General features: G+C 40.6%; 15 protein-coding genes and 1 pseudogene. 7 read left to right on the forward strand and 9 right to left on the reverse strand.

Features of this window, described 5'->3' with window-relative positions; translation table 11 throughout:
* Positions 1-122: 122 nt before the first annotated feature.
* Positions 123-662, forward strand: a complete 540-nt coding sequence (locus AC1DSK_RS01015) for a DUF6241 domain-containing protein (RefSeq protein ID WP_477546214.1) — start codon at positions 123-125, stop codon at positions 660-662.
* 41 nt (positions 663-703) lie between these two features.
* Here the strand turns inward: AC1DSK_RS01015 and AC1DSK_RS01020 are convergent, their stop codons facing one another.
* Positions 704-808, reverse strand: a complete 105-nt coding sequence (locus tag AC1DSK_RS01020; RefSeq protein WP_477546215.1) for an ATP-binding protein — start codon at positions 806-808, stop codon at positions 704-706.
* A 377-nt stretch (positions 809-1,185) separates the two neighbouring features.
* On the opposite strand from AC1DSK_RS01020, the gene AC1DSK_RS01025 reads away from it, so the two are divergent.
* Both AC1DSK_RS01025 and AC1DSK_RS01030 read left to right on the forward strand, forming a co-directional pair.
* Positions 1,186-1,767 carry a site-2 protease family protein gene (locus tag AC1DSK_RS01025; RefSeq protein WP_477546216.1) on the forward strand — a complete coding sequence of 194 codons (582 nt, stop codon included), beginning with the start codon at positions 1,186-1,188 and terminating at the stop codon, positions 1,765-1,767.
* 339 nt (positions 1,768-2,106) lie between these two features.
* Positions 2,107-2,592, forward strand: a pseudogene (locus tag AC1DSK_RS01030) (amidase domain-containing protein); the annotation flags it as partial.
* Between the two features lie 103 nt (positions 2,593-2,695).
* Here the strand turns inward: AC1DSK_RS01030 and AC1DSK_RS01035 are convergent.
* The 4 genes from AC1DSK_RS01035 to AC1DSK_RS01050 form a co-directional block, all read right to left on the reverse strand.
* Positions 2,696-3,553 carry a DegV family protein gene (locus AC1DSK_RS01035; RefSeq protein WP_477546217.1) on the reverse strand — a complete coding sequence of 286 codons (858 nt, stop codon included), beginning with the start codon at positions 3,551-3,553 and terminating at the stop codon, positions 2,696-2,698.
* 116 nt (positions 3,554-3,669) lie between these two features.
* Positions 3,670-4,239, reverse strand: a complete 570-nt coding sequence (locus AC1DSK_RS01040) for a glycerol-3-phosphate acyltransferase (protein WP_477546218.1) — start codon at positions 4,237-4,239, stop codon at positions 3,670-3,672.
* A gap of 117 nt (positions 4,240-4,356) precedes the next feature.
* Complete coding sequence (locus AC1DSK_RS01045) at positions 4,357-4,482, reverse strand: hypothetical protein (protein ID WP_477546219.1); 126 nt, start codon at positions 4,480-4,482, stop codon at positions 4,357-4,359.
* Positions 4,464-4,763, reverse strand: a complete 300-nt coding sequence (locus AC1DSK_RS01050; RefSeq protein WP_477546460.1) for a GAF domain-containing protein — start codon at positions 4,761-4,763, stop codon at positions 4,464-4,466. Before AC1DSK_RS01050 ends, AC1DSK_RS01045 begins: the two co-directional genes overlap by 19 nt.
* Before the next feature lie 170 nt (positions 4,764-4,933).
* Between AC1DSK_RS01050 and AC1DSK_RS01055 the strand changes: the two genes are divergently transcribed.
* Entirely contained in the window at positions 4,934-5,512 is a 579-nt protein-coding gene (locus tag AC1DSK_RS01055; protein ID WP_477546220.1) for a nitroreductase family protein, read from the forward strand.
* Between the two features lie 59 nt (positions 5,513-5,571).
* On the opposite strand, the gene AC1DSK_RS01060 is transcribed toward AC1DSK_RS01055, so the two are convergent.
* Positions 5,572-6,969 (reverse strand): dipeptidase, encoded by a 1,398-nt coding sequence (locus AC1DSK_RS01060; protein WP_477546221.1) that lies wholly within the window; start codon positions 6,967-6,969, stop codon positions 5,572-5,574.
* Between the two features lie 164 nt (positions 6,970-7,133).
* Here AC1DSK_RS01060 and AC1DSK_RS01065 point away from each other — a divergent pair, with 164 nt between their 5' ends.
* From AC1DSK_RS01065 to AC1DSK_RS01075, 3 genes are all read left to right on the forward strand, one after another.
* On the forward strand, positions 7,134-8,387 hold the full coding sequence (locus AC1DSK_RS01065; protein ID WP_477546222.1) for a hemolysin family protein: 1,254 nt from the start codon (positions 7,134-7,136) through the stop codon (positions 8,385-8,387).
* Positions 8,388-8,866: 479 nt separating this feature from the next.
* On the forward strand, positions 8,867-9,412 hold the full coding sequence (locus AC1DSK_RS01070) for an RNA polymerase sigma factor (protein ID WP_477546223.1): 546 nt from the start codon (positions 8,867-8,869) through the stop codon (positions 9,410-9,412).
* Between the two features lie 417 nt (positions 9,413-9,829).
* Positions 9,830-11,284: a phospholipase D family protein gene (locus tag AC1DSK_RS01075; RefSeq protein ID WP_477546224.1), complete on the forward strand. Its 1,455-nt coding sequence runs from the start codon at positions 9,830-9,832 to the stop codon at positions 11,282-11,284.
* Between the two features lie 297 nt (positions 11,285-11,581).
* Here the strand turns inward: AC1DSK_RS01075 and AC1DSK_RS01080 are convergent, their stop codons facing one another.
* The 3 genes from AC1DSK_RS01080 to AC1DSK_RS01090 are packed head-to-tail and all read right to left on the reverse strand — an operon-like array spanning position 11,582 to position 14,444.
* Positions 11,582-13,156, reverse strand: a complete 1,575-nt coding sequence (locus AC1DSK_RS01080; RefSeq protein ID WP_016428353.1) for an ABC-F family ATP-binding cassette domain-containing protein — start codon at positions 13,154-13,156, stop codon at positions 11,582-11,584.
* 36 nt (positions 13,157-13,192) lie between these two features.
* Positions 13,193-13,375 carry an SE1832 family protein gene (locus AC1DSK_RS01085; protein WP_477546225.1) on the reverse strand — a complete coding sequence of 61 codons (183 nt, stop codon included), beginning with the start codon at positions 13,373-13,375 and terminating at the stop codon, positions 13,193-13,195.
* Between the two features lie 46 nt (positions 13,376-13,421).
* Complete coding sequence (locus AC1DSK_RS01090; RefSeq protein ID WP_477546226.1) at positions 13,422-14,444, reverse strand: hypothetical protein; 1,023 nt, start codon at positions 14,442-14,444, stop codon at positions 13,422-13,424.
* Positions 14,445-14,525 lie beyond the last annotated feature (81 nt).

A 14,525-nucleotide genomic window follows, 5' to 3' on the forward strand; every position in this document is an offset into this window, starting at 1 on the left:
TCAGAACTATAACTATTATACGTAATTATCTGAAAAATCTCTTTATGATGTAAGTATCTTACAGTAAAATGTAGATATTACCTTTTCAAAATTTTAATTCAGTGTCTCAAATGGAGGGGAATATGAAGGAAACTAGCGGACCATTTAATTTGACCAAAATCCAAAAAGGATTGTTAATACTCACTTTTTTAGCAGTCGTGGGAATTATCCTGTACGCTATTTATGGACAAGAAGTACCTATCATAAAAAAAGACGGAACCATTACGGAAAAAACGACTGAAGATGGCGGGAAAATTATTGAAGTTAAAGAAGTGAGAGATATGCCAGTGGAAGAAGAATTTCCGATGGATATGCCAGACTTTCAAGTCGGCCAAGTGATTCATCAAATGAGTCATCAGAAAATCGAGGCTGAAGAAAAGTGGGGGTTCCTCCCGCTAACCGCTGAAAGAGTGGCAAGGTTAAAAGAAGTTGTAGAAAATGGTGATTATCAAAATAAAAGCCGTTATTTAAGTATTCTTAATCGATGGGCGGAAAATGATTTCACACAAATAGATAAAGATCACAATACGATTTGGACTATGCAGGGAGGGACTGTCGGGAGGGCTACAGGAATTCTCAGTTATGAAGAAGAAAAACAATTTATTGAAAAATATTACGAATAAAAAAGGCACTCACTTTCGTGAATGCCTTTTCTAAGTGGATGTTAACTGGAAATCGGCAATGATAAAGTGACTTGGGTTCCAACGCCCACTTTGCTTGCGATTGTTACTTTTTCATGATGATGTTCAATGACTATGTAGGTTAGCATTAAGCCAAGTCCGAACCTTTTTCATTGTTGGAATAAAAAGGCTTACCTAACGACTGACACCGATCTTCGGAAATTCCATAGCCAAAATCAATCACTTTCATTTCAATCCGATTATTTAATAGCTGAATAAGATATCATTTTAAGCCTTAGAAAGTTTTTTAAAAGGGTTTAGTATATGTGATGGGAAAGTAAGCGGACTATTTTGTTAAAAACGGACATATATAGAAATTGTTAATGAAATCCAGTGAGTGAAATGGTACATTAGTGTGACAGTGAAAGGTGGATGATGTGCCTATTCATTCACTGTAAAAAGAATGAAATGAAAGCGGGCGGACAACATAGAGTTTTTTGCATTTTCATTAGAAGAGATCCCATTTGTGCTCATTACATTGGTGATTGCTTTTACATTGCATGAATTTATGCATGCTTGGATGGCTTCAGTATTTGGAGACGATACGGCAAAAAGACAGGGAAGGGTAACTCTTAATCCACTGAAACATCTGGATATCGCAGGTACACTTTTGATTTTTATTGCCGGGTTTGGTTGGGCAAAACCTGTTCCAGTTAATGCTGCTTATTTCGCGACGAGACGTATACAATCCATCATTGTTAGTTTAGTGGGACCTCTCAGTAACTTTGTTCTGGCGTTTATTGGATTTACCATTTTTTATTTTTCGCCTCCAAATCAAACAATGGATGAATTTTTAAATGTATTTGTCATGTTGAATGTAGTGTTAGGCGTTTTTAATCTGTTACCACTTCCACCCTTGGACGGATATCGAATCGTTTCCAGTTTATTTCCTGCGAAAATTCAGGAGAAACTTTTGCCCTTAGAAGCTTACGGCTCCATTTTGTTTTTAATTGTGGTTCTGACACCGATTGGGGATAGTACGCTGTTTCCATTCATCGGAAACAGTATAGATATGGTAATGAATTTGTTCTACTCTATTTATGAATGATAATCGGAAGGCCACTCTCGTAATATAAGAGTGGTTTTTTGTTGCTTTAGAAAAGCTTCTAATGGGTAAAACTAAGGGGAGAGGGGAATGAAAATAAGCGCATATAGACTGCCGCTCATCGTCACATAACTAACGGGAATACCTTACAGAATGATAAATGGAATGGCAAAAATAGCGAGTGCGAGTCTGAATTCATTGCGAAGAATGATGGATAGTCACAGTCTCCCATGTCCAATCGACACGATGCTACCAAATACGATTCTTCTCAACTATATTCCTCTCCAATCTTCTATTTCTTTCGTTTTATACATACTCTCTCCGTAAGGAGGGATTTCTATATACAACCGTCAAGCAGCAGTGAATTATGCAAATACGTGGTGGAACTCCAATAATCCAGCTTATCCTGTATTTGATGTCGATTGCACGAATTACATTTCACAGTGCTTGCGTGCAGGTGGAGCGCCAATGCGTGGCTATCCAAACCGTAGTAAAGGGTGGTGGATTAGAGGAGGCACGTGGAGCTACAGCTGGAGTACCTCACATGCACTCCGATGGTACTTGGATACATCCACAATCGGTTTACAGGCAGTAAAAGTAGCAAGCGCAAGTGAGTTGAAACTTGGAGATGTAATCAGTTACGATTTCCAGGGTGACGGCAGATTTGATCACACGACCATCGTGACGGGCTTCAATGAAAACGGTGAGCCACTTGTCAATGCACATACGGTTTTCGCACGCCAAAGGTATTGGCGCTATACAACGTCACCGGCTTATTCAGATGCTACGAGGTATATTTTCTTTCATATTAAAGATTCGTTCACATGAAAAAACCCTTGGATTCCAAGGGTCTTTCTACTCTTTTACATTTTGCTATGTCTAGCTACAAGCACCAAAGGAAACCTTGCTTCCAGCGCTGCTTTTCGCTTTTCTATTCAGCTGGTACGTGCCATAATATAGCGATTGTACCTTCACCAGCATGAACTGCCAGGACCGAACTGATGGCACCTACGCGAACTTCCAAGCCGGGTACTTTCTCTTGAATCAGGTTTTTCAATGCTTCCGCTTGCTCCGCAACATTGCCATGCATCAAGTCAATCGAACGTACGTTATTCTGTTCATAAGCGGCAACGGCTTTATCGACTAAGTAGTTGAGCGCTTTCTTTTGGGAACGAACTTTATCAAACGCTTTCAATTCACCTTCTGCAGTAATTTGGATGATCGGTTTTACTTGCAATAAGCTTCCCAAGAAAAATTGAACGCCATTCATGCGTCCGCCTTTATATAGTTGGTTCAAGTTTCCTATTAAAATGTAATTGCGCAAGTTTTTCACTTCGTTGCGAAGTTGTGCTGCAATTTCTTCCAGTTTCATTCCGCGTTCTTGCAAAACGATTCCGCGTTCTACAAGTTTGGTAATGCCTGTAGAAAGAGCAAGAGAGTCAACGCATTCCATATGGACTTCTGAAATTTCTGCACCTGTTTTGGATGAAGATATCGTTCCGCTCAATTTCGCTGATACATGCACAGCCAGAATAGCTTCATAGTTTTCACTAATTTGTTCATAGAGTTTGGCAAATTCACCTGCAGCTGGTTGTGAAGTCTTTGGGAATTCTTCTGCATTCCGAATACGATCATAAAGTTCATCTGAAGTTAAATCAATTCCATCCGCATATTGTTCCTGTCCAAAATGGATGGCTAATGGTACAACATGTACATCGGGGTGGGCAGCAAGTGTATCGCTGATATAAGCGGTACTATCCACAACCCATGCAATTGGTTTTTTTGACATCTAGTAAACACCCTATCTTTAATTAAAAATTTCGACTATTTATTACTATAACATGAAAAGTATTTTCTCGCGATGCTCTATGGTTTAAATAGAAAAAAGCTATTCATTTCATAATGTTACGAGCGTTTCCATTTTTGTTCATCCAAAGATTGTTTGATGTCAAAGCGATGTCGATACATTATGAGAAGTATGGCAAGTACGATCGGCCATGCGTTTTGAAGTTCATTTAAATAGATTACTGATCCAATATACGCAAAATAAGCTAAAATCATGCTCAGTGTTGCACTTCGAATGATTGGAAACACCAGTAAAAAGACAACAATGAACGTCAATGCAAATAATAGATTGAATGTCAGGCCAATTCCGACGAAAGTGGCAATGCCTTTTCCGCCTCTACCTTTCAACCAAAAAGGAAAGATATGTCCGCATATGACCAACAGACCACCCATTGCGACTGCCCATTCGGCAAAGCCGAAATAGCTTCCTGCAAAGATTACCAGTACACCTTTCAAGGCATCACCTAAAAAAGTGAGCAGAAATGCGAAATTACCAATCACAGCTCCTGCATTGCGCGCTCCTAAATTACCGCTTCTGTGGTGGCGTAAATCGGTTTTATACAATTTCCCTACCCACCAGGCGGTCAGAATATTGCCCACTAAATAGCTGGACAAGAAATAAATGATCATACGAACACCCCGAAAATGCTTTCTTTCTATTATGAAGGAAAAGCAGGGTTTGGGAAATAACAATTAAAATAGGGAGGATCAATAAAGATTGTGAATTTGCTCCAAAAATGTGCACCCTCATATTTCAACCGTTTCCCCAAACAAAAAGACATAATTGCCCGTTTCCTGTGAACGGCTTTCCCCAATTTCACCCATCGTGTCGAGCATTTCTTTTTGGGTTTCAATTAATTCATTGCGTAACATGGAAGATTCCAAAGACTTGCCCGAATAGGAAGCCGCCAAGTTAATAGCTTTAAATCGCGCTCAGTGAAAGTTTGGCTGACAGTCTGTTTATTGATTGCCTGAAAAGCCCCGATAACCATACCTTCTGCATTGCGAAAAGGAATGCAAAGCACCGATTTCGTCTGGTAGCCAGTGGATTGAACAATTGCTCGATTAAACCTTTCATCTGTATAAGCATCTTCCACAACAAGAGACTGTCCTGTGGATAAACAATGATCTATGAACCCACTTTTATCTGGAATGACAACACGTCTATCCCATGTGCTACAATAGTCCGTAGTTGATGATTTTCAAAATTGTGGAGCCAAACCGTGCAACAATCTGCTAGTAATTAGATTTTCCACGTAATTATTTTAGGTGCTCTAGCACACTTTTGGTTTTAACTATTTAGCGAAAAGGGGAACTTACACACATGAATGAACAATCTTTATCAGTACGCGAAGCAATACTTCAACGTCGCTCGGTCAAAAATTTCAACGGACAACCTGTGGAACGCGAAACATTAATGACAGTTTTGGATGAAGCTAAATGGGCACCAAATCACGGAAATCGTGAACCTTGGAGATTGGTTGTCGCTTGTGGGAAAGAATTGAATGAACTACATACAGTGTTGCGAGAGTTTGGCGTAACAAAATGGAAAGATCTTTCTGAAGACGAGTTAACGAAACAAATGAAGAAATTCACTACCCCAGGGGCATATGCATTTGTCATTGTTAATGAAGACGTCCGTCAAAAAGAACGGTTGGAAGACTATGCAGCTACAAGTTGTTATATCCAAAATGCTCAACTGCTTGCTTGGGATTTGGGAATCGGTTCATGCTGGAAAACTCCGCCATTCATTGATGCTCCAAAATTCCGTGAAGCACTAGCGGTTAAACAAGGTGAGCGCATCATCAGCATGTTGCAGTTTGGATATTTCGATGAAATGCCAAAAGCAAGACCACGCAAAGATGTTGAGGAATTCGTTACATTTTTCGGTACAAACGACTAAAAACTAAAAAAATCCCGGTTCTTCGCACTGATTGCGAGAACCGGGATTTTCTTATGGTCTTATTTCTTCAAATCTTGTGCAGTGAATTGTGCAATTTCATGATAGTAATCGCCAATTACACGTAGACCTTGATCGAAATTTTCCAAATGGAAATGCTCATTTGGTGCATGGAAATTTTCAGAAGCAAGGCCGAAGCCCATAAGAACGACTGGTAATCCTAGAATTTCATCAAAAGCAGCGACAATCGGAATTGAGCCTCCACCACGGACATAAGCAGTTGGCACATTATATACTTTTTCGTATGAACGGCCAGCTGCTTGAATCGCCGGATGGTCAAAAGGTGTGATAAATGGTTTTCCTTTATCGAACTCTGTAACTTCAACTGTTACCCCGACTGGTTTATGCTTTTCAATATGAGCCGTTAATTTCTCAACGATTTCATCAGGATCTTGATCGGGAACCAAACGACACGTAATTTTGGCTCCTGCTTCTGCAGGAAGTACTGTCTTAATCCCTTCACCAGAGAATCCACCGAATACGCCATTGATTTCCAAGGTAGGACGCACCCACGTACGCTCTAAATGTGTAAATCCTTTTTCACCGAATAAGGCATCCACACCAAGTTCTTCTTTTAAAGCTTCTTCATTAAAGTCCAGTTCTGCATAGGCAGCACGTTCCTCATTTGTTATTGCGCGAACGTTATCATAGAAGCCCTCTACTAGAATCGTTCCTTCTGCATCACGGAAAGAATCCAGCACTTCGACCAGTGCGTGAATTGCGTTTTGTACGCCGCCCCCGTATAGACCGGAATGAAGGTCACTTTTCGCACCTTTCACTTCAATCTGAACACCTGTTAAGCCGCGCAAGCCGTAACAAACAGCAGGTTTACCTGGTCCTTGCATACCTGTGTCTGAAATGACAATAATATCAGCCGCAAGTTTTTCAGTATTTGCCAAGACATATTCAGGTAAATTCGGGCTACCGATTTCTTCTTCACCTTCGATACAGAATTTCACATTCACAGGAAGAGTACCTTCAGTTTGCATCAATGCTTCCACGGCTTTAACATGCATGTATACTTGTCCTTTATCATCACTTGCGCCGCGTGCAAAAAGTTTATTGTCACGAACTTGAGGATTGAAAGGTTCGGATTCCCACAAGTTCAAAGGGTCAACTGGTTGTACGTCATAATGTCCATAAATCAAAAGAGTCGGCTTCCCCTCTGCATGCAGCCAATCTGCATATACAACAGGATGACCCTTTGTTTCATCGATTGAAACATTTTCCAGCCCTACTGATTTCATTGATTCAGCTAACCATTCTGCAGCAGTTTTCATGTCATCTTTGTGATCAGATAATGCACTAATACTTGGAATGCGCAGAAACTGTTTTAATTCGTCTAAATGCTCTTCACGCTTCGTTTCAAAATATGTGTTCAATGATTGTAAATGACTCAATCGGAATCCCTCTTTTCACAAAATTTCGAGAATGGAAATAGTATATCATATTCTATTGATAGTTATATATATTGGAAATGAGACATGGGATTTCGGAATATGCTATGATAAGGCTACTAAAAATTGAGCGAAACTTTTAACTCATATAGGAGGAAACACGGTTAATGGAATTTATAGGTTTAGCCATTAGTTTAATGTTGTCGTTTTTCTTTTCAGGTAGTGAAACGGCACTCACAGCAGTAAATAGGATGAAGGTCCAGCTTCGTGCAGAACAAGGTGACAGAATGTCGCAAAAACTTCTTTTGTTAATCGCGAAACCGGACCGCATGATAACAACGATTCTAATCGGGAATAATATCGTAAATATAGCAATGCCGACAATCTTAACATTAATTGCAATTAATTATGACTGGGATATTGCGCTTGCAACTGCCATCTTGACGATCATTATCATCATTTTTGGAGAAGTGCTACCTAAAACGATTGCAGTTACATTCTCAGATCGAATTGCATATATTGTTGCACCATTTATTGCAATTCTCGTTCAAATTTTACGCCCCCTAACGTTTTTGATTGCGAAGTTTACCAATGTATTCATTCGCGTTATCTCTAAAGGTGCTGTAAAAGAAGCGACTCTTACCAAAGAAGAACTGCGTTCGATGGTTGATATCGCATCAACGGAAGGAACTTTCGAAGAAGAAGAATCTGAACGTTTAAAAGGCGTTTTGGATTTTCCACATAAAGATGTACAAGATGTATTGGAAACCCACCGCACGGAAATCATCGGGATTCCAACAAATGCTACATACGAGGAAGTACGCGACGTCATTTTGGAACATTATTACACGCGATACCCAGTATACGAAGAGAGTATGGATCACATCGTTGGCATGTTCTATTCGAAAACATTGATTGAATGGTCAATGGACCCAACAATGGAACTGCACGAATTAATTGACCGTGAACCCTTGTTCGTCGTTCAATCAGTAAGTGTTGAAAAAGTATTCAAGCAAATGCTAGCGAAGAAAAAACATATGGCAATCGTTCTTGATGAATACGGCGGGACACTCGGTATCATCACACATGAAGATATCATTGAAGAAATGATTGGTCAGGAAATCGAAGATGAATCTGACGAAGATGAAGATATTTTAGTATATGAAATGACGGAAAACCGTCTCATCTGCCACGGGCGTGTGGAAATCGAAGACGTGAATGAAATGTTTAAAGTTGATATTCCAAATGACCACGATACGATTGGTGGCTTTGTCCTTCAACAATTGGGGCATATGCCGGATAATGGAGAACAGTTCACATACGAAAATCTTCACTTTGAAGTAAACGAAATGGACTGGAACCGAATTTTGCAATTAACAATTACAATAAAAGAAAATGAAGAAGTGCTGGATGACGAATAGTCATTCAGCACTTTTTTTGTCTAACGATTAGTTTAGTATGTTGTCTCGTGATCTTACATTAAACCGCAAAGATGACACATATGTGTTTCAATGTCTAGTTTCGCAGGTCAGACCGCATCTCCGCTTGGGTCAACAGGATATGGGTCATGAAGGCGTTGCGAAATTTTGTGGAACTGTATTTTGCAACGAGGTAACAGCAGGAGCGAGGTTTCCTCTGTGCCGAGTAACCGCAGGCACACTAGGAAGTCGCAAACTTAGCCTTCCATCCAAAGGCATTTGTAAACGAGTTTTCAATTAAGTTGCGACTGCGATTTACTCGTCAAAGAGAGCTTGGTCCAACGTCGAAGTGATCAACGTAACCTGCTCCACATTTCTGGCTTACACGTTTGTAAGAGTTTTGAAAGTGAATCCGATAGAGCGTAAGGTTTCTTTTTGGCAAAATAAAGACATCAGCAAGATATGAACGGAGGAAAAAACAAATGAACGGGCAATTAGAACAAGTGTATGAGGAATATAACCGCTATATATATCATTTATGTTTAAAGTTAACACGCAATCAAACGGAAGCGGAGGACTTGATGCAAGAAGTATGGGTTAAAGTCGTTCGTTACGAAGATTATGTTAAAGATGTGGATCATGTAAAAGCCTGGTTGACGACCATTTGCATGAATACATTCCGTGATCGTTACCGTAAAAATGTTCGCCGTAGCAAACATGTCATGAATCAACCCGACCAATTGGACGTTCCGATTATGGACTTGATCCCATGTGACACATTGACGGCGGAAGATTTAATGGAAAAACATGATTTATCTGAAATGGTTCAACAAAAAATTGGAGAATTGGATGGTATTTATAAAACGACAGTATTGTATTTTTATGTCCATCAATATTCACTCGTTGAAATTGCCGACTTGATGAAAGTGTCGATCGGGACCGTTAAATCTCGTCTTTTCCGTGCAAAACAACGCTTGAAAGAAATGATGATGGCAGATACAGCTGCTGTCGAATATATACCTGCATAACGAAATCACAGTCCTTGCGACTGTGATTTTTTTGCGCATTATGGAGAGTGATTCTCTGCTTTTTCAACAAGTTAACTAGCCTAAGAGACGTGTTTGAGCGACAAACCTTTAAGTTTGATTGATAAATCTCCAGTATGAGCGACAAATCGTCAGTTTGATCGATAAATACCTCAATCTGAGTGATAAATTTTTCACAAGCCAAACTTGCTATCGGAAAGCGTCTCATGTTTAAGTCTACGAGGGAATGAAACGAACTCATCTCTCAACCAGGAGCGTAGCGAAAACAAAACAATTTCAATGCATTTGAGTGCCAAGTGCAAAAATATATATTCTAATACATCCCAAGTGCGGTTTGTTAAAATTCCAAGAAGGGAATAACGTAGTAAAACACTTGCACGATTCAAGGGGGAAAAGCGTATGGCCAACAAGCCGCGCAAACAATGGAGCAAGCGTAAACGAATTATTATTGTTTCGTTGGGCGTATTTGCTCTGATATATATTTCTGTAATCATGTGGCACACGTTTAAACCACTGCCAAAAGGAATTTCTTATACAGGGGAGTTACATAAAACGGACAATATCGAAATGATTACGGATTTAACTTATGCACAAGATAAAAAAGGTAAAGGCATGGTCCATGAAAATCATATTTTTGATGAAGTATACACCATGATTGAAAATGCTGAAGAATTTGTTGTGGTCGACTTTTTTTTATTCGATGGCTACTACGATGAGAAGGAAGACTTCCCTAAAATTGCCGATACATTATCCACGACAATAGCAAACAAAAAGAAAGAAAATCCAGACATGCCGATTGTGTTTATTACCGATCCCCTCAATCGTGGATATGGCTCTTATGAGAATGAGTGGTTTAAAAAAATGCGCGATGCGGGAGTCGAAATTGTTTATACTGATTTAGATTCTTTACGCGATTCTACACCTATTTATTCAGGTATTTACCGCACGATGTTCCAATGGTTTGATATTGGGGGCAAAGGATGGATTGACAATGCATTGGCAAGTGATGCACCTAAAATGACGATGGCATCCTATATGACCCTTTTGAACGTAAAGGCCAATCATCGAAAAGCAGTGATAACAGACAAGGAAGCGATGGTCACTTCATCGAATCCACATGATGCAAGTGGATTCCACGGCAATATCGCCTTAAAAGTAACTGGTCCCGTGCTCAACGATATGTTGGAAGCAGAAGAAGCCGTATCACTCTATTCGGGAGGTCCAGAACTTCCTCGAGTTGACGTAAAAGAAAGTGAAGGGCAATATGAAGTTCAATATGTTACAGAGAAAAAGATATTGGATGCATTACTTAAAGATTTGTCCGATACGAAGGAAGGCGACAAAATTTGGCTTGGTATGTTCTTCATTGCCAAACGCGATATTGTGAATGCGCTCGTTGATGCAGCCAATCGTGGAGTGGAAATCAATATGGTTCTGGATCCGAATCAAAATTCATTTGGGCAGGAGAAGTCGGGAATACCCAATCGTCCTGTGGTACAGGAACTGGTGGAAGATACTAAAGGGAAGATTAATGCTCGTTGGTACAACACGGTAATTGGACAGTATCACACGAAAGCGATCTGGATTCAGACAGATGAACATACGATTATTTCAAATGGCTCCGCAAACTATACGGAACGTACATTGGATAATTACAATCTTGAAAATAATTTACGTGTCATCGCACCTAATGACAGCGAGCTCGCAGTTGAAATGGAGGACTATTTTGAACGCCTCTGGAACAATAAAGATGCTATGTACACGCTCGACTTGGAAGAATTCCAAGATGAATTCACATGGTGGCAACGATGGATTTATTCATTCCAAGAAGCAATCAAAGTAACGACATATTAATGTGAGGAAATCCTGCGGTTATGCGCAGGGTTTTTCTTTTTGTTCCCAAGCGTAACACCCACACCCATAAAAGTGTCAGTTGGCAAGCCAACTGGCACAATTTCAAGCACGTCAATATGTGCATATATAGCGAAATGTAGATAAGTTCGTGCGAATTCTAGATAAGTGCAGGTGAATCCTAGATAACGCTTCGGAAAATGGAGATAACCCACAGGGAAATGCAGATAACGACCCGCGAAATCTATATTACCCCATAACACAATAAAAAAAGACCGCTGAACTTCAGCGATCTTTCTGTTATTTGTTTGAATCGTCTACGTGCACGCCCGTTTGGAACCAGTCTTCCACGTTCCAAATTTTCGTAACTAAACCTTCATAGAAGTCAGGTTCATGGCTTACTAATACGATGGTGCCTTTGTATTCGCTCATTGCACGTTTCAATTCTTCTTTTGCATGAATATCCAAATGGTTCGTCGGCTCATCGAAAAGCAACCAGTTACTTTCTTCCATCATGAGCTTACATAGGCGGACTTTCGCTTGTTCGCCACCACTCAAGCTGTTCATCGGACGAGAAATGTGTTCATTTTTCAAACCAGTACGTGCTAGTGCTGCGCGCACTTGGCTTTGTTCCATACTCGGATACGTTTTCCAAATCTCTTCAATCGGCGTTACATTGTCCGCTCTTACTTCTTGTTCAAAGTAAGAAATATTTAAGAAATCGCCACGTCTAACGCTTCCGCCGAGTGGATTCACTTTACCAAGCATCGTTTTAAGCAATGTCGATTTACCGACACCGTTCATCCCGACAAGGGCAATTTTTTCACCGCGTTCAATTGAGAAAGACAATGGCGGCAATAATGGCTTGTCATAGCCAATCAATAAGTTTTCAGCTTCCACTACGTAGCGACTAGGGCTGCGGGATTCTTTGAAACCGAATTGAGGTTTCGCAGCAGTTTCTGGACGATCGATTCGCTCAATGCGGTCAAGTTGCTTCTGGCGGGATTTGGCGCGGCCAGTTGTGGAATAGCGTGCTTTATTTTTTGCAATAAAGTCTTCTTGCTTTTTAATGAAGTCCTGTTGTTTTTCATACGCATCGATGTGCTGACGTTTGTTGATTTCAGCAAGCTCAAGGAATTTTTCATAAGATGCCGTGAAGCGGGACAGCTTAGAGAATTCCAGTTGGAAAATGACATCAACGATTCCGTTCATAAATTCCGTATCATGCGAAATAAGCAGGAAGCAATGAGGGTAATTCTTTAGATAATTCGTTAACCAGCCAATATGTTCTTCATCTAGATAGTTGGTAGGCTCATCCAGCAACAATACTTTTGGTTTTTCAAGAAGTAGTTTTGCCAACAATACTTTCGTTCTTTGGCCACCTGATAGAGCGGAGACAGGACGGTCCAATCCAATCGCATCAAGACCAAGACCACGAGCGATTTCTTCTATTTTCATATCAAGCGTATAGAAGTCACCCGCATCCAGTGCATCTTGGATGTCCGCCATTTGCTCAAGTAAATCTTCCAATTCCTCAGGTGTTGCTTCACCCATTTTGCTAGTGATTTCATTCATTTCCGCTTCTTTTTTGTAAAGCGGCAAGAACGCGTCACGCAAAGTATCGCGCATCGAACGACCTTGTTCCAAACGAGTGTGCTGATCCAAATATCCGTAGTGGGTACCAGGTAACCATTCCACACGACCAGAATCATAGATGGTTTCGCCCGTAATGATGCTCATCAATGTAGATTTTCCTACACCGTTTGCACCAACCAGTCCAACATGTTCGCCTTCAATTAGGCGGAATGATACGTCTTTAAATAGTGTGCGGTCACCAAATGAGTGACCGAGATTTTCAACTGTCAATAATGCCATGATTCCATTCCTCCATAAAGAAAGCTCGCCGGCGTGTTACAGCGCCGCGAGCTTTTTGTTTAGTTCTGCGAGTTGTACTTCCATATTAGCTAAACGTTGCTCGGCTTTTTCGATCATGCCGGGGTGTCCAGTTGACTCCAGCTTCTCCATGTCGCCTTGCAAACGTACATAATCCATTTTCAGTTCGGCAATTTGTGCTTGAATTTCTTGTGAAGTCATGTAAGAGAAACTCCTCTTTTTTCACCTATTGTATCACATGAACAGCTTATCTGGTGATTTCTCGTGCTTCTTCTTGGATGATTTTTTCTAAAAATTGTTGCATGTTCGCATTGTTTAAATGCATTTTTAAGCCCAACTGTTTTTTAATTGCCCGTACGCTTCTATTAGGATGGAGAATTGTCTCCATCACGGCGTTTTGCAAATGGGATTGTTTCAATTTGCGTCCCAGACCTAAATAAATGAAACCATTTACTTCCTTCGGGAAAGCATGCTGCGCTTCTTTTTCATCTTCTGCGATGACAATGCATGGTTTACCAATTACTGCGACGTGGTAAGGAGTGAAGCTAGCATCACAAATGACTAAATCGGATTCGCTGATCAGTTGAATTGGATCGTCACATTCTAAAATACGTGTTTGTTTTCGTCCCAATGCCATCAGTTTCAAATCATCGCGACTGTGTCGGTAACTCGAATGTAGGGCGACTGTAATGGCAAGTGGGATTTGTAAATGCAGCAAATGACGAAGTGTACGGTAAGACAAGTTATCTGCATCTTCATCTGCAAATGTCACAACGACGTGGGGAAGAGGAAGTGCAGATGCATGCTTTAGGCCGGAATTCGCGTATGGCTCCAATTCGTCAGGCACCACAAAACCTGTGGATCCTATCACATAATGGGAAGGAACTGGCTCACGGTCTTCGCGGTACAAAGATTGAACTACATGAGTTGCAGCTTTTCCGCCTTCTCCAAAGTCGTCAAAATGCAGGGTGATCGGAACATGCGAAGCGTACATTTTTCCTTCATCAATATCTGTATCATAGCCATCGGTAATCACCATATCAGGCTGGTGTTCAATCAATAACTTCTTCAAATCAGCGATTCTTGCATATGAAAGAGGGGCAAAGCCCTGTTGGTCGAGGGTACGAAGAACCGCTGTTTGTTTTTCAGGGGCTGCAAAAAGAATGCGATGAGAAGCCAGTAACTTCGCAATGTGGACACACCTCGTGACAGGATAGCCAGCCCGTCCAATCGTAAATAAAATGGTTTTTTGTTGAATTTGGTTGCTCATTTCATTCCCACCTTTCATCTTCTATTTAACGTATGGGAACTACAACCTCTGTATGAGTAAATATTAGAATTTGCAGGTGCG

The sequence above is a fragment of the Paenisporosarcina sp. P4_B8 genome (assembly GCF_056402175.1).

What these genes read in the sequence shown, in the direction of transcription:
- AC1DSK_RS01015 (WP_477546214.1), top strand. Translation starts at nt 123, where the DNA reads ATGAAGGAAACTAGCGGACCATTTAATTTGACCAAAATCCAAAAAGGA.
- AC1DSK_RS01020 (WP_477546215.1), bottom strand. Translation starts at nt 808, where the DNA reads ATGCTAACCTACATAGTCATTGAACATCATCATGAAAAAGTAACAATC.
- AC1DSK_RS01035 (WP_477546217.1), bottom strand. Translation starts at nt 3,553, where the DNA reads ATGTCAAAAAAACCAATTGCATGGGTTGTGGATAGTACCGCTTATATC.
- AC1DSK_RS01040 (WP_477546218.1), bottom strand. Translation starts at nt 4,239, where the DNA reads ATGATCATTTATTTCTTGTCCAGCTATTTAGTGGGCAATATTCTGACC.
- AC1DSK_RS01045 (WP_477546219.1), bottom strand. Translation starts at nt 4,482, where the DNA reads ATGTTACGCAATGAATTAATTGAAACCCAAAAAGAAATGCTCGACACG.
- AC1DSK_RS01055 (WP_477546220.1), top strand. Translation starts at nt 4,934, where the DNA reads ATGAATGAACAATCTTTATCAGTACGCGAAGCAATACTTCAACGTCGC.
- AC1DSK_RS01065 (WP_477546222.1), top strand. Translation starts at nt 7,134, where the DNA reads ATGGAATTTATAGGTTTAGCCATTAGTTTAATGTTGTCGTTTTTCTTT.
- AC1DSK_RS01070 (WP_477546223.1), top strand. Translation starts at nt 8,867, where the DNA reads ATGAACGGGCAATTAGAACAAGTGTATGAGGAATATAACCGCTATATA.
- AC1DSK_RS01075 (WP_477546224.1), top strand. Translation starts at nt 9,830, where the DNA reads ATGGCCAACAAGCCGCGCAAACAATGGAGCAAGCGTAAACGAATTATT.
- AC1DSK_RS01080 (WP_016428353.1), bottom strand. Translation starts at nt 13,156, where the DNA reads ATGGCATTATTGACAGTTGAAAATCTCGGTCACTCATTTGGTGACCGC.
- AC1DSK_RS01085 (WP_477546225.1), bottom strand. Translation starts at nt 13,375, where the DNA reads ATGACTTCACAAGAAATTCAAGCACAAATTGCCGAACTGAAAATGGAT.
- AC1DSK_RS01090 (WP_477546226.1), bottom strand. Translation starts at nt 14,444, where the DNA reads ATGAGCAACCAAATTCAACAAAAAACCATTTTATTTACGATTGGACGG.